Source organism: Dietzia sp. oral taxon 368 (assembly GCF_002999155.1).
GTDB classification, from domain to species: domain Bacteria; phylum Actinomycetota; class Actinomycetes; order Mycobacteriales; family Mycobacteriaceae; genus Dietzia; species Dietzia cinnamea.
Genome location: NZ_CP027238.1, coordinates 987,993 through 1,008,152, shown reverse-complemented (window position 1 = coordinate 1,008,152; position 20,160 = coordinate 987,993). Strand labels below are relative to the sequence as shown.

Sequence of the window (20,160 nt, the reverse complement as noted above, 5' to 3'; positions counted from 1 at the left end):
ACGTGGACTTACCCCACGTACCGGCCGTCGCGGAGCACGGGGAACCGAGAATGCCCGGTGCGGACGCACAGCTGTTGTATCTCGCCGGTCGTGAGGTCCGCGTCCACCGCGTCGACCTCATCGAGCGGTCGGAGCACATCCGCCGCGGTGATGTGATCGAACCCCAGCGCGCCCGCGAGGAGGGTGGTCTCGTCCTCGTCCAGCAGGCCCGATTCGCCGGCCGCCGCGACCATCCCGCGCATCTGGTCCACCGTGACCGTGGTGTCCACCTCGGACTTCGGCTCGACGCGTAGGACGTGGCGCACGACGAGGTCGGCGGTCTTGTTCATCAGCCAGATGGCGGGCAGGAACACCAGGACGAACACCCGCAGGACCGGACCCAACAGCAGCGCGGCGGCGGCGGGCCGTGCGATCGCCATGTTCTTGGGCACCATCTCGCCGAGCACCATGTGCAGGAACGTGACGATGAGCAGGGCGATCACCAGCGCGATGGGGTGCGCGAACCCGGTCGACACCCCCAGCCACTCCAGCGGCCTCTCGATGAGGTGCGCGATGGCGGGCTCGCCGACAGCGCCGATGAGGAGGGAACACGCGGTGATCCCGAGCTGCGTGGCGGCCAGCGAGAGCGACACGTTCTCCATGGCACGCAGTGACCACCGGGCGCGGGTGCTGCCCCGGGCCGCGCGGGGCTCGAGGTGGTCGCGGCGCGCGGAGACCATCGCGAACTCGGCGGCCACGAAGAAGCCGTTGCCCAGCAGGAGGGCGGCGAGCACTAGGATCGCGACGCCGTCACTCATCGGACTCCTCCGTCCCCGCGTCGCCGGAGTCGTCCGGCTCGCCGCGCAGGACCGTCGCCCGGACCCGCTCGGCCCGGTAGTCGCTCACCGTCTCGACCCGCAGCCGCACACGGGCCCGGGTGGGGAGGTCGTCGCGGTCGCGGTGCTCGTGGTCGTGGGCCTCCAGCTCCACCTCGTCTCCGACCTCGGGGAGGCGGTCCGCCGATTTTGACAGCACCCCGGACAGGGTCGACGCGGCGCCCGCCGGGGGGATCTCCAGCCGCAGGATCGCGCCCAGTTCGTCGGGCCGCATCATCCCGCCGACCAGGACCGTGTCGTCGTCGATCCGCTCGTGCGTGCGGGACGCGCGGTCCTGCTCGTCGTCGATCTCGCCGACGATCTCCTCCACCAGGTCCTCGAGCGTGACGATCCCCGCGGTACCGCCGAACTCGTCCACGACCACCGCCATCTGCAGATCGGTCTGCCGTAGCAGCCGCATCAGGGGATCGAGGGTCATCATCTCCGAGACCACGGTCGGCTCGGCGGCGATGTCGCGCACCGGAGTGCGGTCCCGCTCATCGGGGTCCACGGCCAGCGCCTGGCGGTAGTGGACGACGCCCACCACCTCGTCGACGGTGCCGCCGAGGACGGGGAAGCGGGACCGGCCGGTCGCGGCGACGGTGTCCAGCAGGTCCTGCGCAGTGTGGTCGCGAAGAAACGTCACGAGCGGCCTGGGCACCATCGCGTCGGCCGCCCGGTGCTCGCCGAACGAGATCGACCGGGTCACGAGCTCGGCGGTGTGCGGGTCCATCACGCCCTCGCGTCCCGACCGCGCCGCCGACGCCCGCAGCTCCTCGGGGGAGCGGGCGTCACCCGGTTCCTCCGTCGGGGTGAACCCGAGCAGGCGCAGCACCTGGTTGGCCGAGGCGTTGAGGGCGGTGACCAGCCAACCGAACACGGTCATGAACGTGCGCTGCGGATGCACGACCAGCCTCGCCACCTGCATGGGTGCGGCGATGGCCCAGTTCTTGGGGACGAGCTCGCCGAAGACCATCTGGAGGAAGGTGACGACGACGAAGGCCGCCGTCATCGCGATACCGCGGGCGGCGGCCTCCGGCATTCCGGACAGGCCCAACGCGCCGGTGAGCAGTTCCCCGACGGAGGGGCCCGTGAGGTATCCCGCCACGAGGCTGCTGACCGTGATGCCGAGCTGGGCCCCCGACAGGTTCGTCGAGGTCTTCGAGAGCGAGGAGTCCAGGGCCGCGGCGACGCGATCGCCCTCCGAGCCGGCGGCGCGGACGTCGTCCCGGTTGACGGTGAGGAACCCGAACTCGACCCCGACGAACAGCGCGTTCGCTGCGATGAGCAGGACCAGCGCCAGCGTGAGGAGGAGTGCGACGGTCACCGGTCGACCGGGCTACTGACCGTCGGCCGTGCCGTCGGAGCCGCCGACGGCGTGGTCCGGCTGCTCGGGGGTCCGGTACACCTTCGACTGCTCGGCCCGGTCGGCTGAGCTCTCACCGGACGCGCCGGTGGCCGCGTCGCCGGCGGCGTGCCCGGTGTCGCCGGCGGTCGAGGGCCGGGACGCCGGGGCGCGACCCTCCTCGTCGGTGCCTCGGGTGGTGCTCCCGTCACCGGCGCCGGAGCCGTCGACGGTGTTGCCGAGCTCCTCCGGCGACTCGTCGGGCACGCGGGCGTCGTTCTCGGGTCGGGTCGAGTCGGTCACGGTCGCCTCCGGGGGTCGTCGGTGGGTCGTGCTGTGTGGTGCCTCGGTCTGTGGTGTCGACCCTAGCCGTGTCCGCCACGGCCCGTCGGGCTCTCGCGGCGTCACAGGTGTGCCTTAGTCTGGTGCCCATGTCGGACAATCCCTTCGGTCGGGTCATCACCGCGATGGTGACCCCCATGCACGACGACGGCTCGATCGACTTCGACGCGCTGCAGCGACTCGCGGTCCATCTCGCCGACCACGGCCACGACGGTCTGCTGGTCAACGGCACGACCGGCGAGTCGGCCACCACTACGGACGACGAGGACTACGACAGCGTCGCCGCGGTCGTCGAGGCCGTCGGCGACCGCGTGCAGGTCATGGCCGGATGCGGCACCAACGACACCGAGCACTCCATGCGAGCGGCCCGCGAGATGGTGGCGAGGGGTGCGGACAGCCTGCTCGTGGTGACCCCGTACTACAACAAGCCCACACAGCACGGGATCGTCGAGCACTTCCGGATGATCGCCGAGGCCGCCGACCGGCCGGTGATGGCGTACGACATCCCGGGGCGCACCGGCACCGCGCTGGCCACCGACACCATCCGTCGGCTCGCGGAGATCCCCCACGTGCGGGCGGTCAAGGACGCCAAGGGGGACCTGTTCGAGGCCAGCCGCCTCATGGCCGAGACCGACCTGCTCTGGTACTCGGGTGACGACGTGCTCAACCTGGCGTTCCTGGCCCTCGGCGCCACGGGGATCGTCTCGGTGGTCGGCCACGTCGCCGGCGACGACTACCGGGCGATGATCGACGCCGTGGACGCGGGCGACCTGCCGCGGGCCCGCGAGATCCACACGCGCCTCATCCCGGCCGTGGACGCCATCATGCACACCTCGCAGGGCGCCATCCAGGTCAAGGCCGCGCTGAAGATGGCCGGTCTCATCGGCTCGGACCGCCTGCGCATGCCGCTGCTCCAGGGGCCGCCCGAGCATCAGGCCAAGCTGCGCGACGGGCTGGCCGCCGCCGGGCTGGCCTGACGGGTCGCTCCTAGGAGCATGGGTCAGTAATGGCTCGAAGCGCGCCGAGAGTACGGCGGAGTGCGTGAGAGCGTTGCGCTCGGGCCGGCGTCACTGGCGGCCAGGTATTCGGTTTGCGAAGCCGCGGTGATGGCGTTCAGTCCGCGGGTCAGCCTGTAGGTCGCCCGGGCCTGCCAGTTCAGGCGATCTGGAGGCCGCCGAGCCCGGTGGCGCCGATATGACCGTGGAGCTTTCGCAGGTTGTGGCAGGCAGCGAGCAGTAGCCATTCACCGCGGGCGGCGTCCAGACCGCGAATCAGGAGTTGCTTGCCGTTCTGCAGGGTGCTCATCTGTCCGAAGACCGGTTCGACGATCGCTTTGCGCCGGGCGTAGACCGCTCGGCCTTTCTTCGTGGCGAGCTTGCGGGCCATGCGCTGCTTGTCCGTGGCGCTGGCCGGGATCGGTCCCCGGGGGGCGATCGGCGCCGGTTCCCCGCTGCGCTGTCGTCCGGTGGCGATGAAGAACTCGGTGCCCTGCTCGCCGGTGACCTCGGCGGAGGCGGCGAGGTTCGCGGCTGAGCAGTACCCGGCATCGGCGAGCATCTGCTTCGGGGCCTGCCCCGTGTTGCTGATGGCCTGCTCGGTCATGGGGATGAGGTTGCCGACGTCGGCGGCACAGTCGTTGACCTCGGCCGCCACGATGATCTGATGGGCGGCATCGACCACGGCCTGGCCGTTGTAGCACTGAGCGAACGACCCGTCCCCGGTGAGCATGATCTTCGACTCCGGGTCGGTGAAGTTGCGCTGGGCCTTCGGCCTGGGCGTGGCGCGCTCGGCGGCCTCAGCGGCCTTCTGCGCGACGGTGTCTTCGTCTTCGCCCTTACCGCGGGCCTTAGCCTCAGCCTTCTCCGCCGCATCGGCGGCGGCGTCGGCTTCCAGAGCAGCTTTGGCCTGGCGCAGCTTGACCAGGCGAGACTCTCGGCGGGCCAGCTCATCGGGCAGCTCGTCCCCGCGCCGGTTCTTGCCGAACTTGGCGTCCTCGGCCTTGTCGATGGCCTCGGCGGCGGCCAGCAGATCGGAGACCTCCTGGGCCAGTACCTTCTCCTTGTCCGTCAGCCGCGCGTACGACATGGCCTTGCGTTTGGAGGCGTTCGCCCGCAGCTTCGTCCCATCCAGCGCGACCTGTCCAAGCGTGACCATCCCGGCGGCCTGGCACAACGCCAACGCCTGCAAGAACAGGTTGCCCAGCGCGGCCAGGTGCCTCTTGCGAAACCTGGCGATCGCGCGGTAGTCCGGGGCCGCCCCGGCCGCCAACCACCGGAAAGCGACGATGTCGGTGCAGGCCTTCTCGATCCCGCGGGAGGAGCGCACCCCCGTGGTGTAGCCGAAGATCAGCAACCGCACCATCAACCGCGGATCGTACGGCGGGGCCCCGCGCCCCTCCTGGTAGGAGACGTAGATCCGCGATAAATCCAGGTGCTCATCGACCAGATCCGCCACGAACCGTGCCAGATGATCGGCCGGAAGCCAGTCATCCAGCGACGGCGGCAGCAACAACCCCTGGCCCGGGTCGAACGCCCGAAATGTCTTGCCTGCGCCCACCGGCTCGACCTCGCCCTGCCGGTCAGCCCGCTCGACGCGGAACTCCTCGGCGGCGAACAACCCTTCCTCGCCCATGACGACAATTATCCCGCCGAACCCGCCCCATCAGCGGACCTGAACTGGCGTGTTACTGACCCACGCTCCTAGCGGAACGCCGCGGCCTCCGTGCACCGCCGCCACAACGCGGCGGCGGTGGCACGGTCGTGCGAACGGCGGCTCGACCGGGTGAGGTGCGGGTGCCCCCGCAGACCACCGAGGCGGTCCGGTCCGACGAACGCCCCGCCCGGCACGTCGGGCACCGTCGCGGCGTAGAGCACGGACAGCGCGCCCGTCTCCGGTGACAGGCCCGCCCAGGTGAGGGAGTTGCCGAGTGCGAAGAACCGGTCGGCGACAGGGTTGCCGCTCTGCCGGATGAGTTCGGTCGCGGTGTAGCCGGGATGCGCGGCGACCGAGCGGAGGCCGCCGCCGGCCCGCTCGAAGTGCCGCTGCCACTCGTAGGCCAGCATGATGCACGCCAGCTTGGAGTTCGCGTACGCGGCCATCGGCCGGTAGCCGCGGACGTCCATGCCGAGGTCGTCGGTGTCGACCCGCCCCATCAGATGCGCGAGGGAGCCCAGCCAGACCACGCGGTCCGTCAGGATCGGCTCGAGGCCCAGGGTGAGCGCGTGGTGGCCGAGGACGTTGACCCCGAACTGCATCTCGTGGCCCTGCGCCGTGCGGGCGTGCGGGATGTTCATCACGCCGGCGTTGTTGATGAGGACGTCGACCCGGCCGCCACCGGACCGTGCCGCGTCGGGCGCCGAGGCCTCCGCCCGCATGGCGGCGACGAACTCGTCGACCGAGTCCAGATCGGCCATGTCCAGCCGGCACACACGCGCTCGCTCGCGCGAAGCCTCAGGAAGGGTCGCGCGCGCCGCCTCTGCCTTCTCCAGGTTCCGGCAGGCCATCACGACCCGGGCCCCCCGCGCCGTGAGCGCGGCCGTCGTGGCCAGCCCGATGCCCCCGTTGGCGCCGGTCACCACGAACGTCCGCCCGGTCTGGTCGGGGATGTCGACGGCGGACCATCTGCGGGATCGTGTCATGAAGATCAGTCAACCAGCCGCGCCTGCCCTGCGGTGGTGCTCTCCTGTGGTAACGCGGGGATATCGTCCGCGATCTCTTTGTGACACACTCGTCGGGGTGCGTGAGTCCCACAGGCCACACGCCTCCCTCACCGTTCGAGATCCCGGAGTACCTCCATGACGTTCGACCGCCGATCCTTCCTCCGTCGCGCAGGCCTCAGCGCGGCCGGGGCCGGCGCCATCGCCGCGGGCCTGACCCCCGCGGTGGGCGCTCAGTCCTCCATCCCCGCCGAGATCGGTGCCCTGCCGGGCGCGGGAGCCGGGGTCCCGGTCGGCACGCTGCTCGACTACGCCTCCGGCCCGCCGTCGGCGGCGTCGGTCCGCGCGGCCGGCCACATGGGTGCCGTGCGCTACTGCTCTAACCGCCGCCCCGGCGCCGAGTGGATGTCCGGCAAGCCGCTCCTGCGCCGCGAGGTCGACGACTTTCGTGCCCACGGACTGAACATGGTCTCCTGCTACCAGTACGGTCGCGCCGAGACCGCGGACTGGAAGGGCGGCGCCGGCGCCGGCGATCACCACGCGCCCATCGGCATCCGCATCCACCGGGAGGCCGGCGGGCCGTCGGGCGTGCCGATGTACGTGGCGATCGACGACAACCCCACCCGCTGGCAGTTCGACAACCAGATCCGCCCGTACCTCGAGCGCTGGCGCGCCCACCTGCACGGCTCGGGCATGAAGCTCGGCGTGTACGCCAACGCGCCGACGATCGACTGGTGCCGGCAGATCGGCCTCGGGCAGTACTTCTGGCAGCACGACTGGGGTTCCGGTGGGCGGCTCAACCCGGCCGCGACGATCCACCAGCTGCCCGTGGCGCAGCAGGTCACCGTCGGCGGTGTGGTGTCCGACCTCAACCGCGTCTACGCGCTGGACTACGGCCAGTGGTGGCCGATCGACCCGCTCGCGCTCGCGCAGTCGGCGCTGGGCAGCTCGATCTGACCGACCGGCGACGCTTCGGCACGCCCCGGCGTCGTCCGCGTCCGCGATCCCGCGGCCGGCGACACCGGGGCGCACTGCTATCCGGCGACGGTCACTCGACGGTGATCTCGCCCATCGTGCCCCACTGATCGCCCTCCGCCGGGGTGTTGATGATGCGCGGCGTTCGCTCGAGGTACCGGGCGGCTGACCCCGTGAACTGCTGGAAGTGGTCCGACTGCACATGCAGGGCCGGCGCGTCGCCCTCGCGGAACGCCTCGCACAGCAGGTAGGTGTTCGGGGACTCCGGCGAGCGGTACCAGTCGAACCACAGGTTGCCCGCCTCGGCGCGGGTGGCCTCGGTGAACTCGCGGGTGATCTCGAGCCAGGAGTCGGCGAACTCGGGTTTGACGTCAAAGCGCACGTTGATGAGGATCATGTCCCCATCCTGCCGGGCCCGGCGAGGGTCGTCGAGGCGTGGCTCGGCACGGGCGATTCGGCCGTGACTCGCCCGGCGTCGCCGCACACGCCTACCCTGTATCAGGTGACCATCGAGCTGAGCATCGAGAACCCGTGCGTCCCGCAGGCGGAGGCCGACTCCTCCGTCCGCGCCGTCTGGAACCGCTTGTCGCTCGACGCGACCTCGAGCCGGAACGAACCGCTGATCGCGGGTCTGGTCCTGGATCTCATCGACGGGTGCGACGACCTCGGTGAATCCCTGGCGCGGCTCGCCGCGTCCCGGATCGCGACGCCCGAGATCGGCCGCCACGTCCTGGAGAAGGAGATCCGGGCGGTGCTGGTCGAGCACCCCCACGTCCTCGACGCCGTGGCCGCGGACCTCGTGGTGAGCTACGAGAGGAACCCGGCCTACCCCAACTATCTGGTGCCCTATCTCTTCGCCAAGGGTTTCCTCGGGCTCCAGGTGCACCGCGTCGCCCACGAGACGTGGAACTCCGGTCGCGTGATGGCCGCGTCGTTCCTACAGAGCCGCATCTCCGAGGTCTTCGCGATGGACATCCACCCGGCCGCGCGGGTCGGCTCGGGCATCCTCGTCGACCACGCCACCGGCATCGTCGTGGGGGAGACCTGCGTGATCGGCGACGGCGTCTCGATCCTCCAGGGCGTCACCCTCGGCGGCACGGGGAACGAGGACGGCGACCGGCATCCCAAGATCGGGTCCGGCGTCCTGCTCTCGGCGGGCTCGATCGTGCTCGGCAACGTCCGCGTCGGCGACTGCTCGAAGGTCGCCGCCGGTTCGGTCGTCCTGCACGAGGTCCCGCCCCACACCACCGTGGCGGGAGTGCCCGCCAAGATCGTCCGCCGGCACGCGGATTCGCTGGTCCCCGCCGAGCGGATGGACCAGGAGATCGACCCGCAGGGATAGGGCGGCGAGCCGATGCGGGTCCTGGTGGTCGACGACGAGCCGGCGCTGCGCGAGAGCCTGCGCCGCGGCCTGGCCGCGGGCGGGTGGTCCGTGGAGACCGCCCCCGACGGCGAAGCCGGTCTCGAGATGGCCTGCGGCGACGACTTCGACGTCGTCGTGCTGGACATCATGATGCCGCGCCGCAGCGGCTACGAGGTGGTCCGCGAGATGCGGCGACGCGGCATCTGGACCCCTGTGCTCATGCTCACCGCCAAGGACGGTGAGTACGACGAGGCCGACGCGTTCGACCTGGGAGCCGACGACTACCTGGTCAAGCCGTTCTCGTTCGTCGTCCTCGAGGCGAGGCTACGGGCCCTGGTGCGCCGCGGCGCACCCGAACGACCCGCCACGTTCGAGGCCGGCGACCTCGTCGTGGACCCCGCCGCGCGGGAGGTCCGCCGGGGCGACACCCGGATCAGCGTGACCGCCAGGGAGTACGCGGTGCTCGAATACCTCATCCGCAACCGTAACCAGGTGGTGTCCAAGGCGCAGATCATGCGTGCCGTGTGGGACTCCGCCTACGACGGGGACGACAACATCGTCGAGGTCTACGTCGGATACCTGCGTCGCAAGATCGACACCCCGTTCGGTGCCCACGCCATCGAGACCGTCCGCGGCCAGGGCTACCGGCTGGTCGACAGCGAGGTCACTCCTTCAGGGACAGCGCCTCGCGGTAGGTGAGCTTGCGGCCGGTCTGCATGATCGACCGGCGGTAGACCCGCTCGGCGATCCGGATGATCACCGCGGCGGTGACGAGCGTGATCACGGTGGCGACGGCCGGCTCCCACCACGACGCGGTGCCGGCCACCAGGCGGATCGGCATCGTCACCGTGGACATGATGGGCACGTAGGAACCGATGACCTGCCACGTGTCCTGGAGGAAGAGGCCTCCGAAGAACACGATCATGATGACCGTGAGCAGGGGCGAGGTGGTGGTCTGGACGTCCTCGGCGCGGGTGGCCATCGCACCGGCGACGGCGAACAGGCATGCCAGCGCGACGAAGCCGATGACGAAGAGCACCAGGTACCAGACCGCCGCGCCGGCGACCGATGGCAGCAGGGTGGCGTAGTCGGTGAAGCTGAGGCCGATCAGGCCGATGGCCACGAAGATCACCATCTGCCCCAGGGCGAGGGCCGTGGCGCCGACGACCTTGCCGACGAGCAGCTGCCGCAGCGGGATGGCGGCGGCGAGGATCTCGACGATCCGCGACTGCTTCTCCTCCACGACGCTGTTGGCGATCGCGTATCCGAAGAGGATCGCCGCCATGTAGAAGAGGAAGACGAACACGAACCCGGCGATCACCTGGACCCCCTCGTCGTCCGTCCCGTCGGCCTCGAGGAGACGCTCCTCGACGACCGAGCCCGCGGTGAGATCGGCGACAGTGGTCCCGGCGGCCGCGGCGTTGCGCTCGAGCGCGTCGGCCGCCACCGTCGCGCTGACCGCGGCGGCGACGTCCGAGTCGACGCCGTCGGAGCCGACGAGCGTCCACGCCCCCGGCTCGCCGAGCAGGGCGGCGTCGACGTCGCCGTCGCGTACCGCCTGTTCGGCCGCCGCCGGATCCGCCACCTGCTCGATCCCGAGTCGCACGGTGGGTGCGCCCGCGGTCGCCGAGGAGTCGGTGTCCTCGCCGTCGGCGGCGTCGGCCCGCACGTTCGTCTGCTCGACGATCGTCACCGCGTCGCCCGAGACGACAGCGATCCGCTTCTCCCCGTCGTCCCCGCCCAGCAGGAACGACACCCCGAACGCGACGATGAAGATCGCGATGGTCGTGAGGGTGGAGATGATGAAGTTCCGGTCGCGCAGTTTGACCATGATCTCGCGCCCGGCGACGATCCGCCATGCGGCGTCCGTGGAGCGGGGCCCGGTGGAGGCGTCCTCGTGGTCGGCCGACGACGGGCGTCGTGTGAGGGGGGTGGTGGTCATGAGGTCACCTCGCGGTAGATATCGGACAGGCTGGGCACGACCCGGGCGAGCTCGCTGACGCTGCCGCGGGCCATCGCCTCACGCAGGACGAGGTCCGTGCTCCCCGGGCCCTCGAGTTCGAGCAGTGCGGCCGGGCCGTCGACGTCCACGACGTGCACGCCGGGCAGTGAACGCACCCAGCCGGCGTCCCCGCCCACGACGAGGCGGTGCAGCACCCGGCCCCGGCTGCGGAGCTCGGACACGGTCCCGGTCGACACGACCCGCCCTCGGGCCAGGACGACGAGCTGGTCGCAGAGCCGCTCGACGAGATCGAGTTGGTGGGAGGAGAACAGGACGGGCACGCCCCGGGTGGTGTACTCGCGCAGGAGGTCGACCATGGAGTCCACCGCGGCCGGGTCCAGGCCGGAGAAGGGCTCGTCGAGGACGAGGAACTCGGGCTCACCGATGACGGCGGCCGCGATCTGGACGCGCTGCTGATTGCCGAGTGAGAGCGACTCGAGTTTGTCGCCCGTGCGCTCGCCCAGGCCGAACCGGTCGAGGAGGTCGAGCGCGGTGTGCTTGGCGCCCGCCGCGCTGCGGCCCTGCAGCCGGCCGAGGTAGACGAGCTGGTCGAGGATCGGCTGCTTCGGGTACAGGCCCCGCTCCTCCGGCATGTAGCCGAACGTGCGCCGGTCGGCGACCGTGACCTCGCGACCCGCCCACGTCACGGTTCCCGCGCTGGGCTGGAGGACGCCCATGATCATGCGCATCGTGGTGGTCTTGCCGGCGCCGTTGCCGCCGACGAAGCCGGTCATCGCCCCGGCGGGGACCTCGAAGGTCACGCCGTCGACGGCGAGGTTGTCGCCGAATCGTCTGGTCAGTCCGTTGACTCCGAGCATCGTGCCCTCCCTGGCGCCGGTGTACTGCTCACGCTAGGAGCGTGGGTCAGTAACACGCCAGTTCAGGTCCGCTGATGGGGCGGGTTCGGCGGGATAATTGTCGTCATGGGCGAGGAAGGGTTGTTCGCCGCCGAGGAGTTCCGCGTCGAGCGGGCTGACCGGCAGGGCGAGGTCGAGCCGGTGGGCGCAGGCAAGACATTTCGGGCGTTCGACCCGGGCCAGGGGTTGTTGCTGCCGCCGTCGCTGGATGACTGGCTTCCGGCCGATCATCTGGCACGGTTCGTGGCGGATCTGGTCGATGAGCACCTGGATTTATCGCGGATCTACGTCTCCTACCAGGAGGGGCGCGGGGCCCCGCCGTACGATCCGCGGTTGATGGTGCGGTTGCTGATCTTCGGCTACACCACGGGGGTGCGCTCCTCCCGCGGGATCGAGAAGGCCTGCACCGACATCGTCGCTTTCCGGTGGTTGGCGGCCGGGGCGGCCCCGGACTACCGCGCGATCGCCAGGTTTCGCAAGAGGCACCTGGCCGCGCTGGGCAACCTGTTCTTGCAGGCGTTGGCGTTGTGCCAGGCCGCCGGGATGGTCACGCTTGGACAGGTCGCGCTGGATGGGACGAAGCTGCGGGCGAACGCCTCCAAACGCAAGGCCATGTCGTACGCGCGGCTGACGGACAAGGAGAAGGTACTGGCCCAGGAGGTCTCCGATCTGCTGGCCGCCGCCGAGGCCATCGACAAGGCCGAGGACGCCAAGTTCGGCAAGAACCGGCGCGGGGACGAGCTGCCCGATGAGCTGGCCCGCCGAGAGTCTCGCCTGGTCAAGCTGCGCCAGGCCAAAGCTGCTCTGGAAGCCGACGCCGCCGCCGATGCGGCGGAGAAGGCTGAGGCTAAGGCCCGCGGTAAGGGCGAAGACGAAGACACCGTCGCGCAGAAGGCCGCTGAGGCCGCCGAGCGCGCCACGCCCAGGCCGAAGGCCCAGCGCAACTTCACCGACCCGGAGTCGAAGATCATGCTCACCGGGGACGGGTCGTTCGCTCAGTGCTACAACGGCCAGGCCGTGGTCGATGCCGCCCATCAGATCATCGTGGCGGCCGAGGTCAACGACTGTGCCGCCGACGTCGGCAACCTCATCCCCATGACCGAGCAGGCCATCAGCAACACGGGGCAGGCCCCGAAGCAGATGCTCGCCGATGCCGGGTACTGCTCAGCCGCGAACCTCGCCGCCTCCGCCGAGGTCACCGGCGAGCAGGGCACCGAGTTCTTCATCGCCACCGGACGACAGCGCAGCGGGGAACCGGCGCCGATCGCCCCCCGGGGACCGATCCCGGCCAGCGCCACGGACAAGCAGCGCATGGCCCGCAAGCTCGCCACGAAGAAAGGCCGAGCGGTCTACGCCCGGCGCAAAGCGATCGTCGAACCGGTCTTCGGACAGATGAGCACCCTGCAGAACGGCAAGCAACTCCTGATTCGCGGTCTGGACGCCGCCCGCGGTGAATGGCTACTGCTCGCTGCCTGCCACAACCTGCGAAAGCTCCACGGTCATATCGGCGCCACCGGGCTCGGCGGCCTCCAGATCGCCTGAACTGGCAGGCCCGGGCGACCTACAGGCTGACCCGCGGACTGAACGCCATCACCGCGGCTTCGCAAACCGAATACCTGGCCGCCAGTGACGCCGGCCCGAGCGCAACGCTCTCACGCACTCCGCCGTACTCTCGGCGCGCTTCGAGCCATTACTGACCCATGCTCCTAGGCCCGGGTCGCACGTCGGCGGATCAGCCCACGGGATGATCTGACGCGGACGGCGGCGGAGAGATCTCCTCCTCGAGGGGGAGGGCGGCGTCAGGAAGAGGGTGGCCTCGAGGGGAAGGGACCGGGCGGGCTCAGTCGCCGGGGTGGACCAGGCCGACCTCGTAGGCCAGGACCACCGCCTGGACGCGGTCGCGCAGGTGGAGCTTGGCCAGGCAGGACGACACGTGGGTCTTGACCGTCGCCTCGCCCACCACCAGTTCGTCGGCGATCTCGGCGTTGGACAGCCCCCGCGCGACCAGGCGCAGTACCTCGGTCTCGCGTGCGGTGAGCACGGCGAGCGCGGACGCGCGCGACCTTGGCGGCTCGGCATCCGGGGCGTCGTCGGTCGGGGGCGGGGCAGCCAGACGCTCGATGACCCGGCGCGTGACCTCGGGCGCGAGCAGGGCGTGGCCGTGGCCCACCGCACGGATACCGTCGACGAGGTCGTCGGGGTCGGAGTTCTTGAGCAGGAAGCCGCTCGCGCCGGCCCGCAGGGCGTCGAACAGGTAGTCGTCCCGGTCGAAGGTGGTGAGGATGAGGACCTTGGCCAGGTGCTCGCCGGTGATGATCTCCGTGGCGGCGATGCCGTCGGTTCCCGGCATCTGGACGTCCATCAGCACGACGTCCGGACGGAGGCGGCGGCACTTCTCGATCGCCGTCGCACCGTCCGCCGCGTCGCCGACGACGTCGATGTCCGGCTCGACGCCGAGCATCATCGAGAACCCGGAGCGCATGAGCGACTGATCGTCCACGACGAGCACACGGAGCACGCCGGCGCGGGCGGCCTCGTGAGTGTGCTCGCTGCCGGCGCGCGGTCGGTCGTTCGTCCCGGGCACGGTCACTCCTCGCCGCCGTCGGTGCCCGGCCGGTACGGCAGCCGCACGCGGACGCGGTAGCCGCCGGTCACCCGCGGGCCGATCTCGCACTCCCCGCCGTGCGAGCGGACCCGTTCCCGCATCCCGAGCAGGCCGAGACCGCTGCCCGAGGTCCCGGTGCGCGGCCGCCCGTCGTCGAGGACCTCGACTTCCGCGTACGGGGTGCGGTCAGGGCCCTCCCCGGTACGCAGCACGACACCGGCACGGTTGGCGGTGGAGTGGCGCCGGACGTTGGCCAGTGCCTCCTGGGCCGTCCGGTACAGGGACAGGCCGATGATGGGCGGGACCTCCTCGAGCGGATGCCCGGCGTCGGCGGCCACGGAGACGGTGGTGGAGAAGCCGGCCGTGTCGTGGGAGGCGGCCAACCGCGCGACGTCCGCGAGCCCGTGACCGGCGGACCGGGACGCCTCGCCCGTCGGCCGGGACGGCTCAGCCGTCGGCCGGGACGCGTCGCCCTCGGAGCGGGACCCCGGGTCGTCGGACCGGAGGGCGCCGAGCAGGGCCCGCATCTCCGCGACAGCCGAGCGCGAGGAGTCCTCGATCGTGCGCAGAGCGCCCGCGGCGGAGTCGGGATCACGGTCCATGACACGGCGCGCGGCGGCGGCCTGGACCCCGATCGCCGCGACGTGGTGGGCGATCACGTCGTGGAGCTCGCGGGCGATACGCAGCCGCTCCTCCACCACGGCCTGATCTCGCAGGGCATCGGCCTGCTGCTCGATCGTCCGGGCCTGCTCCGCGAGGTCGTGTCGGCGGCGGGCGCCGCGCCACGAGGCGATGCCGAGTGCGGCCGCCCCGCCGAAGTAGACGATGTTGATGAGCACGGTGTACAGGAGATAGGCGGGGACCGGCGGGAGGAGGCCGCTCGAGCGGTCGACGTCGTCCACGGGGTCGAGGATCTGCTGCATCCCCGAGCCCAGGGCGGTGTACCAGACCATCCACACCGCCAGGGCGGCGGCGATACCCGCGGCGACGCCGATGAGGGCCCGCCGGTCGCGGGCCCAGGCGACCGCGGAGTAGACCCCGACGAAGTACAGCACCTGCTGCGAGACCTGCCCCATCACCAGCGGCATGACGCTGCCGACCACCAGCAGGTGCGCGGTCGCGCCCATACCGGTCGTGAGCGGGAAGCGGCGGCGGACCGCAAGCAGGGCCGCCACGCTGGCCATGGCCAGGTACTGGGCCCAGACCGGCGCGCTCTCGTCGGCCAGGACGCCCATGCTCCGCAGGATCTCCACACCGACCGCCGAGCACGCAAACACGACCAGGGCGAGGACCGCGTCGGCGCGGAAGTAGTGCTCCGGCAGGGGGCGGATCCACGCGTCGTCGGCGTCGAACAGGCGGTTCAGACGGTCCCACACGAGAGGTGAGCCTATCCGGTGGCCGGACGGCCCGGCTCGCCGTACGGCTCGCCGTCCGGTTCGTCTCCCGGCTCGTCCAGCGGCTCGACCGGGAGCTCGACGACGAACCGCGCGCCGCCGCCGGGCGCGTCCTCCGCCCGCACCGAGCCGCCGTGGGTCCGCGTGATCTCCGAGACGATCGCGAGGCCCAGCCCCGACCCGCCCGTGCCCCTCGCGCGGTCCGCGTCCAGGCGGGCGAAGCGATCGAACACCGATTTCCGCTGGTCGGGGGGGACGCCCTCGCCGTCGTCGTCGACGGTGATCACGGCGCGCGGGGCTCCGGTACCGGACCGGTCGACGGTGAGGCGCAGCGCCACGCGTTCGCGCGCGTGCCGCCGCGCGTTGTCGACGAGGTTGCGCACGACGCGTTGGAGGGCGTCGGGATCGCCCACCAGTCGCGCGGGCTCGACCGAGACCGCCACCTCGAGCCCGGCCGCGTCGGCGGGCCCGGCGAGGCCGCGCAGGCGCGCGGCCTCCGACAGGACGACGTCGTCGAGGTCCACGTCGTCGCGCCGCAGCGGCATCCCACGCTCGTCGCTCTTGGCGAGCAGGAGCAGGTCCTCGACCATCGCGCGCATCCGCTCCACCTCCGGCAGGAGCAGCTCGTCGACGGTCTCGACGTCCACCGGGGTGCCGGAGGTGGACGCCAGCTCGAGCATGGTGGACAGCGTGGACAGTGGGCTGCGCAGCTCGTGGGAGGCGTCGCCGACGAAGGCCACCTGGGCCGTGCGGGCCGCGTCGAGGCGGGCGAGCATCTCGTTCATGGTGCGGGCCAGGCGCGCGATCTCGTCCTCGGCCTCGGGCACGGGCACCCGCTCGCCGCGGCCGGAGACGGAGATCTCGGCGACGCGGGAGCGGATCGACTCGACGGGCCGCAGTACCCGGCCCATGGCGTAGTAGACGAAGCCGGCGGTCGCGAGTCCGGCGACGGGCACGAACGACAGGAAGAGCACCGCGCCGGCGGCCAGGACGGTGTCGTACCGGTCGCTGTCGGTGCCCACGTCCACGGCCAGCGTCACCCCGCGCATGTCCACGCCGACGGACGTGACCCGCAGGTCGGTGCCGTCGGGGGCGTCGACCTGGCGGCGGAGGATCTCGCCGGGAGCCGGGACGGGCAGGGCGGGGACGGTCTCGAGCCCGCGGGTGACCTGGCCGGCCAGGACGCGGCCGTCGGGGGCGACGACACGGACCAGGTCCACGCCGGACAGCGGTTCGGAGACCAGTTCGAGGGAGGCCTGCGGGCCGCGGGCGGCGAGCCTGGACGCCACGTCGACCGCGCGGTCGCGCGCCGCCGAGTCGATCGCGCCGTGCACCGCCGAGCGCAGCAGCAGCCAGGCACCGCCCGCCGCGAGGGCCAGCACCAGCATGACGATCGCGGTGGCGATCACCGTCGTGGCGACGCGGATGGGCCAGCGGCGGGGGGTCGTCAGGGCCTCGCGGGTCAGCGGCACGCCTCCATTGTGCGGTGCGCCGGGGGCCTGGGAAGGGCGGGAACGCGGACCGGGGGCCTGACTAGAACACGTGTTAGCGTCGCCGGGTGAGAGAATCGCAGCACAACGGCCCCGAGCCCCGCCTCGGCCTGACGTTCAGTGAGAACCCGGACGGCACGGTGAGCTGGCACCAGCCGGTCTCGGACCAGTTCGTCGACCCGTCCGGCCGCTTCGCCACCGGCGGCCTGGCCGTGCTGGTGGACTCGGGGCTCGGCGCGGAGAACCACCGCCGCCGCCCCAGCGGGAAGTGGACCGTCACCACCGAGCTGCGCCTGGATCTGATCGGCGCGCCGCGGGAGGGCTCGACCGGCCTGGGGATCCGCGCGGACCACCTGGGGCACGACGGTCACTGCCTCACCACGCGCGGTGAGGTCGTCGACGACGACGGCGAGGTGATCGCCTCGGGACTGGTCAAGACCATGGAGTTCGCGGCGGGCGTGGACGCGGAGGGATATGACGACGAGCCGCCGTGGCCGTCCGCGCTCGAGCCGGGGACGCTGGCCGAGGTGCTGTGTTTGACGTTGAGCGAGCGGGGCGACGGGGACGGCGGCCGCGTGGTGGAGGGCGTCATCGCGCCGGAGCCGACGCTCGCCAACCCCCTGGGCAATCTGCACGGGGGCGTGTTCGCGGCGGCCGCGGAGGTCGTCGGCGCCGCGGTCTTCTCGCACGAGCGCGACGTCAGCTCCTCCTCGCTGGACGTGCGGTACGTGCGGCAGATCCCGCTGGTGCAGCCGGTGACGGTCCGCGCCGAGGTGCTGCACGACGGTCGGAGCTGGGGGATCTCGCAGGTCACGACGCGGGACGAGCGGGGCCGGGTGTGCGCGGTGGCGACGGTCACGGTCTATGGCCGCCGGTAAGTCGTTGTCACGTCACTCACGTAGTATGGACGGGTAAGAATCAGTCCGTACGACGAGAGGGGACGCATGAAGATCGGCATCATCCTGGGCAGCATCCGCGAGGAGCGGACCGGCAAGTCCGTGGCGGAGTGGGTCGCGCAGCAGGCCCGCGACCGGCAGGACGCGACCTATGAGCTCGTCGATCTCAAGTCCTTCGACATCCCCCTGTTGACCTCGGCCACCGTGCCGGGTGCGGCGAACAAGCAGTACGAGGACGAGCGGGTCCAGCGCTGGAGCTCGGCCATCGACTCCTACGACGCCTTCGTCTTTGTGACCCCCGAGTACAACCACAGCGTCCCCGGCGGTCTGAAGAACGCCTTCGACTCGCTCGGGAACGAGTGGGCCGACAAGCCCGTCGCGTTCGTCTCCTACGGTGCCGAGGGTGGTGTGCGCGCGGTCGAGCACTGGCGGCAGATAGTGGCCAACTTCCGCATGTTCGGCGTGCGTCAGCAGATCTCGCTGAGCCTGTTCACCGAGTTCGGCCCCGAGGGCGTCCGGCCCGCGGAGCGGCGCACCGAGGAGATCGCGACCCTGTTCGACCAGCTCGAGGAGGCCACGCGGCGATTCGCGCTGGTGGACGCGGGCGCCTGAGTGATCCCGCGCTGATGCAGACACCGCGGCCCGCCCCCTGAGAGATACGGGGGCGGGCCGCGGGCGTTCGCGTCGGGGAGCCGTCAGTTCACGGCGGCGAGCGCGGAGTCGTAGTCCGGCTCGGTGGTGATCTCGTCGACGAGCTGGGTGTGGACGACCTTGCCCTCGGCGTCGACCACGACGACCGAGCGGGCGCACAGTCCGGCCATCGGGCCGTCGGTCATCTTGACGCCGTAGTCGGAGGCGAAGTCGCTACGGAACGTCGACCCCGCGGTGGCGTTCTCGATGTCCTCGGCGGCGCAGAAGCGCTTGTGCGCGAACGGCAGGTCGGCCGAGATGTTGACGACCACGGTGTCGTCCAGGCCGCTGGCCTTCTCGTGGAAGGTGCGCACCGACTGCGCGCACACGCCGGTGTCCACGCTCGGGAAGATGTTGAGGATGAGCTTCTTGCCGGCCAGCGACTCGGAGGTGACCGGGCCGAGGTCGGTGCCGACCAGTTCGAACGCCGGAGCGGTGGAGCCGACGGCCGGGAGCTCGCCGGAGGTCGTGACGGGATTGCCCTTGAATGCGGTGGTTGCCATGTGTCCGTTCTACCGGACGCCCCCGGCCGACGGGTGGCCGGTCAGCGCGGCGTCGCGACGTGGACGGCGATCTCCTCGGGCACACCTTTGACCCCGCCCCACCGGAAACCGCGCTTGGGGCGCGTCGCGACCCGGGCCGCGTCCAGCCCGGCGCGCGTGACCTCGCTGACGAGGACCTCCCCGGCGCAGCAGGAGTAGCGACTCCTCGTCCCCGACGCGCATCGCCCATTCGGAGAACCCGACGATGTCGGTGAACACGATCGTCACCTCGGCGCCGACGCCGGTGCGACCGGTGCGTTCGCGCAGGGCGTGCCACACCTGTAGACCGCCGAGGGTCACCTCGCGGCTCGCGGTGGGCTGCTCGTCGAACAGTCGCCAGGCCAGCCGCGCGATCGTGCCCTCGCAGCGGCGCGGGCCGCCGCCGCCCGCGTCCGCTCCCAGTAGAGGTTCGCCATGCGCCCGAGCCTAGGACGCCGCGGACGTGGCGGGCACCGACTCGCCCGTCTGGTCGACCGCGCGCCACAGGTACCAGGACGCCACCGACCGGTACGGGGCCCACAGCCGCGCCCGTTCGAGCATGAGGTCGGGGGAGGCCTTCTCGTCGAGGCCCAGCACCCGCTCGAAGCCGCGCCGGACCCCGACATCCGCCACGGGGAAGACGTCGGGTCTGTCCAACAGGAAGATCAACTGCATCTCCGCGGTCCACCGGCCGATCCCGCGGACGGTCGTCAGGGAGGCGATGACCTCATCGTCGTCGTACTCCCTCAACGCGGCGAGTGACGGGACCCGACCGGTGCCCACCGCATCGGCGAGATCCCGCAGGGCGGCCACCTTGGGCCGCGAGACGCCGCACGCCCGCAGCTCCTCGTCCGACAGGGCGGCCACCCGGACGGGGTCGAGCTGACCGGCGCTCGTGGCGCGCTCACGAAGCCGCCCGGCGATCGTCGCGGCGGCCTTGACCGACAGCTGCTGGGAGAGGATCGACGAGGCCAGGCGGTCGAACAGCGTGTGCGGCCCCGCATCCGGGGTGGGGGTGAGCGTGCACGGTCCCACCACGGCGATGTGCGCACCGAGCTCCGGATCCGCATCGTGGAGGTACCGCGCGGCCGTTACTCTGTCGTATCCTTCCGGCATGCCGTGCAGGGTACGCGGCGACGTCGTGACCACCCCGTGCTATGGGTAACGGCG

Annotated in this window: 20 protein-coding genes; 7 read left to right on the top strand and 13 right to left on the bottom strand. The window is 71.3% G+C overall.

What is annotated here, in order from left to right; genetic code table 11:
• Nucleotides 1-8: 8 nt before the first annotated feature.
• The 3 genes from C3V38_RS04795 to C3V38_RS04785 are packed head-to-tail and all read right to left on the bottom strand — an operon-like array spanning nucleotide 9 to nucleotide 2,502.
• Nucleotides 9-797, bottom strand: coding sequence for a hemolysin family protein (locus tag C3V38_RS04795; RefSeq protein WP_244881703.1), 789 nt, complete (start codon nucleotides 795-797; stop codon nucleotides 9-11).
• Nucleotides 790-2,181: a hemolysin family protein gene (locus tag C3V38_RS04790; protein WP_061229263.1), complete on the bottom strand. Its 1,392-nt coding sequence runs from the start codon at nucleotides 2,179-2,181 to the stop codon at nucleotides 790-792. Before C3V38_RS04790 ends, C3V38_RS04795 begins: the two co-directional genes overlap by 8 nt.
• A gap of 12 nt (nucleotides 2,182-2,193) precedes the next feature.
• The gene (locus C3V38_RS04785; protein ID WP_061229262.1) at nucleotides 2,194-2,502 is read right to left on the bottom strand and encodes a hypothetical protein; all 309 of its coding nucleotides are present in this window, start codon (nucleotides 2,500-2,502) and stop codon (nucleotides 2,194-2,196) included.
• Nucleotides 2,503-2,630: 128 nt separating this feature from the next.
• Here C3V38_RS04785 and dapA point away from each other — a divergent pair, with 128 nt between their 5' ends.
• Nucleotides 2,631-3,518 (top strand): 4-hydroxy-tetrahydrodipicolinate synthase, encoded by an 888-nt coding sequence (dapA, locus tag C3V38_RS04780; protein WP_061229261.1) that lies wholly within the window; start codon nucleotides 2,631-2,633, stop codon nucleotides 3,516-3,518.
• A 178-nt stretch (nucleotides 3,519-3,696) separates the two neighbouring features.
• Here dapA and C3V38_RS04775 read toward each other — a convergent pair whose 3' ends face one another.
• Nucleotides 3,697-5,172 (bottom strand): IS1182 family transposase, encoded by a 1,476-nt coding sequence (locus tag C3V38_RS04775; RefSeq protein WP_061917889.1) that lies wholly within the window; start codon nucleotides 5,170-5,172, stop codon nucleotides 3,697-3,699.
• A gap of 68 nt (nucleotides 5,173-5,240) precedes the next feature.
• Nucleotides 5,241-6,179 carry an SDR family NAD(P)-dependent oxidoreductase gene (locus C3V38_RS04770; protein WP_061229260.1) on the bottom strand — a complete coding sequence of 313 codons (939 nt, stop codon included), beginning with the start codon at nucleotides 6,177-6,179 and terminating at the stop codon, nucleotides 5,241-5,243.
• 156 nt (nucleotides 6,180-6,335) lie between these two features.
• On the opposite strand from C3V38_RS04770, the gene C3V38_RS04765 reads away from it, so the two are divergent.
• Complete coding sequence (locus C3V38_RS04765) at nucleotides 6,336-7,154, top strand: DUF1906 domain-containing protein (protein WP_061229259.1); 819 nt, start codon at nucleotides 6,336-6,338, stop codon at nucleotides 7,152-7,154.
• 91 nt (nucleotides 7,155-7,245) lie between these two features.
• Here the strand turns inward: C3V38_RS04765 and C3V38_RS04760 are convergent, their stop codons facing one another.
• Entirely contained in the window at nucleotides 7,246-7,569 is a 324-nt protein-coding gene (locus C3V38_RS04760; RefSeq protein ID WP_061229258.1) for a putative quinol monooxygenase, read from the bottom strand.
• Between the two features lie 105 nt (nucleotides 7,570-7,674).
• On the opposite strand from C3V38_RS04760, the gene epsC reads away from it, so the two are divergent.
• Both epsC and C3V38_RS04750 read left to right on the top strand, forming a co-directional pair.
• Nucleotides 7,675-8,514, top strand: a complete 840-nt coding sequence (epsC, locus tag C3V38_RS04755; RefSeq protein ID WP_061229257.1) for a serine O-acetyltransferase EpsC — start codon at nucleotides 7,675-7,677, stop codon at nucleotides 8,512-8,514.
• 12 nt (nucleotides 8,515-8,526) lie between these two features.
• Nucleotides 8,527-9,234, top strand: coding sequence for a response regulator transcription factor (locus tag C3V38_RS04750; RefSeq protein ID WP_061229256.1), 708 nt, complete (start codon nucleotides 8,527-8,529; stop codon nucleotides 9,232-9,234).
• Here C3V38_RS04750 and C3V38_RS04745 read toward each other — a convergent pair.
• Together C3V38_RS04745 and C3V38_RS04740 are read right to left on the bottom strand one after the other, a co-directional pair.
• Nucleotides 9,200-10,477: an ABC transporter permease gene (locus tag C3V38_RS04745; RefSeq protein ID WP_061229255.1), complete on the bottom strand. Its 1,278-nt coding sequence runs from the start codon at nucleotides 10,475-10,477 to the stop codon at nucleotides 9,200-9,202. The genes C3V38_RS04750 and C3V38_RS04745 overlap by 35 nt on opposite strands.
• Nucleotides 10,474-11,355 (bottom strand): ABC transporter ATP-binding protein, encoded by an 882-nt coding sequence (locus C3V38_RS04740; RefSeq protein ID WP_061229254.1) that lies wholly within the window; start codon nucleotides 11,353-11,355, stop codon nucleotides 10,474-10,476. Before C3V38_RS04740 ends, C3V38_RS04745 begins: the two co-directional genes overlap by 4 nt.
• Nucleotides 11,356-11,460: 105 nt before the next feature.
• On the opposite strand from C3V38_RS04740, the gene C3V38_RS04735 reads away from it, so the two are divergent.
• Nucleotides 11,461-12,936: an IS1182 family transposase gene (locus C3V38_RS04735; RefSeq protein WP_061917889.1), complete on the top strand. Its 1,476-nt coding sequence runs from the start codon at nucleotides 11,461-11,463 to the stop codon at nucleotides 12,934-12,936.
• Nucleotides 12,937-13,234: 298 nt separating this feature from the next.
• Here the strand turns inward: C3V38_RS04735 and C3V38_RS04730 are convergent, their stop codons facing one another.
• The 3 genes from C3V38_RS04730 to C3V38_RS04720 form a co-directional block, all read right to left on the bottom strand.
• Complete coding sequence (locus C3V38_RS04730; RefSeq protein WP_305790983.1) at nucleotides 13,235-13,912, bottom strand: response regulator transcription factor; 678 nt, start codon at nucleotides 13,910-13,912, stop codon at nucleotides 13,235-13,237.
• Nucleotides 13,913-13,980: 68 nt separating this feature from the next.
• Nucleotides 13,981-15,375 carry a sensor histidine kinase gene (locus tag C3V38_RS04725; protein WP_106385179.1) on the bottom strand — a complete coding sequence of 465 codons (1,395 nt, stop codon included), beginning with the start codon at nucleotides 15,373-15,375 and terminating at the stop codon, nucleotides 13,981-13,983.
• A gap of 11 nt (nucleotides 15,376-15,386) precedes the next feature.
• The gene (locus C3V38_RS04720; protein ID WP_106385178.1) at nucleotides 15,387-16,865 is read right to left on the bottom strand and encodes a cell wall metabolism sensor histidine kinase WalK; all 1,479 of its coding nucleotides are present in this window, start codon (nucleotides 16,863-16,865) and stop codon (nucleotides 15,387-15,389) included.
• Between the two features lie 86 nt (nucleotides 16,866-16,951).
• Here C3V38_RS04720 and C3V38_RS04715 point away from each other — a divergent pair, with 86 nt between their 5' ends.
• Complete coding sequence (locus C3V38_RS04715) at nucleotides 16,952-17,761, top strand: hotdog fold thioesterase (RefSeq protein WP_061228571.1); 810 nt, start codon at nucleotides 16,952-16,954, stop codon at nucleotides 17,759-17,761.
• Nucleotides 17,762-17,827: 66 nt separating this feature from the next.
• Entirely contained in the window at nucleotides 17,828-18,391 is a 564-nt protein-coding gene (locus tag C3V38_RS04710) for an NADPH-dependent FMN reductase (protein ID WP_061228570.1), read from the top strand.
• Between the two features lie 83 nt (nucleotides 18,392-18,474).
• Here C3V38_RS04710 and tpx read toward each other — a convergent pair whose 3' ends face one another.
• A complete protein-coding gene (gene tpx, locus C3V38_RS04705) occupies nucleotides 18,475-18,972 on the bottom strand; it encodes a thiol peroxidase (protein WP_007631493.1) in 498 nt (165 codons plus the stop codon).
• Between the two features lie 465 nt (nucleotides 18,973-19,437).
• On the bottom strand, nucleotides 19,438-20,106 hold the full coding sequence (locus C3V38_RS04695) for a DNA-3-methyladenine glycosylase (protein ID WP_106386363.1): 669 nt from the start codon (nucleotides 20,104-20,106) through the stop codon (nucleotides 19,438-19,440).
• Between the last annotated feature and the right edge of the window lie 54 nt (nucleotides 20,107-20,160).